Source organism: Methylobacterium nigriterrae (genome assembly GCF_037106235.1).
Taxonomy (GTDB): Bacteria; Pseudomonadota; Alphaproteobacteria; order Rhizobiales; family Beijerinckiaceae; genus Methylobacterium; species Methylobacterium nigriterrae.
Window position 1 is genome coordinate 1 of record NZ_JBAWTG010000401.1, and the last position, 1,132, is coordinate 1,132.

The 1,132-nt window shown below is 67.0% G+C and carries 1 pseudogene; it reads left to right on the top strand.

Going from position 1 to position 1,132, the window contains the following annotated elements:
- Positions 1–125: 125 nt before the first annotated feature.
- Positions 126–1,132, top strand: a pseudogene (locus WDW90_RS37395) (IS630 family transposase); the annotation flags it as partial.

The following is a 1,132-nucleotide window of genomic DNA, read 5'->3' on the forward strand; positions in this document are numbered from 1 at the left end:
CTAGTGTCCTGATCGCGAGGTTTCTACGATCACGAGAGTGGTCGGAGGGACGGGGCGATGGGCAAGTCTGCCATTGGCATCGAACTGACAGGGTCCGAGCGGCGCGAACTTGAGTCGTTGGCGCGGGCTCAGAAGACCGGACAGGCGCTGGCGCGGCGGGCGCGGATGCCAACACGGTCTCGAAGTGGCGGCGCCGCTTTGCCGAGCGCCGCCTCGACGGGCTCTTGGACGAGCCCCCTCCTGGCGCGCCGCGCACGATTGGCGACGAGGCGATCGCCGAGACCATCCGCCTGACGCTGGAGGCGAGGCCGCCGGGCGCCACCCACTGGTCGTTGCGCTCGATGGCCAAGGCGGTCGGCTACGCGCCCTCGACCATCCACCGCATCTGGCAGGCCTTCGGCCTGCAGCCGCACCGGAGCGAGACCTTCAAGCTCTCCACCGATCCGCTGTTCGTCGAGAAGGTGCGCGACGGGTCCCCAGCGAACCAGTTCGATGGGAGGCCCTGATCGTCGGGCTGTATCTGAGCCCACCCGACCGGGCGTTGGTGCTGTGCGTGGACGAGAAGTCCCAGATCCAGGCGCTCGACCGCACCCAGCCACGCCTGCCGATGCGGCCCGGTCAGGTCGAGCGCCGCAGCCACGACTACACGCGTCATGGCACGACCTCGCTGTTTGCCGCCCTCGACATCGCCACCGGCGCCGTGATCGGCCGCTGCTACCCGAAGCATCGCTCCGGCGAATTCCGCAAGGTCCTCGACCAGATCGAGGCCAACGTGCCCGCCGATCTCGACATCCATCTCGTCATGGACAACTACGCCACCCACAAGACCAAGCCGATCCGCGCCTGGCTGGCCAAGCGTCCGCGCTGGCACGTGCACGTCACCCCGACCGGCGCCTCTTGGATCAATCAGGTCGAACGCTTCTTCGCCCTGCTCACCGACAAGCCGATCCGCCGCGGCGTCCACCGCTCGACCGACGCACTCGAACGCGACATCCGCGCCTTCATCGACGCTCACAATGCCGATCCAAAGCCCTTCCGCTGGACCAAGACAGCCGACGACATCCTCGCCGCCATCCAGCGCTTCTGCCACCAAACTCTCCAGGTCAGAGAGACTAAGGAATCAGGACACTAG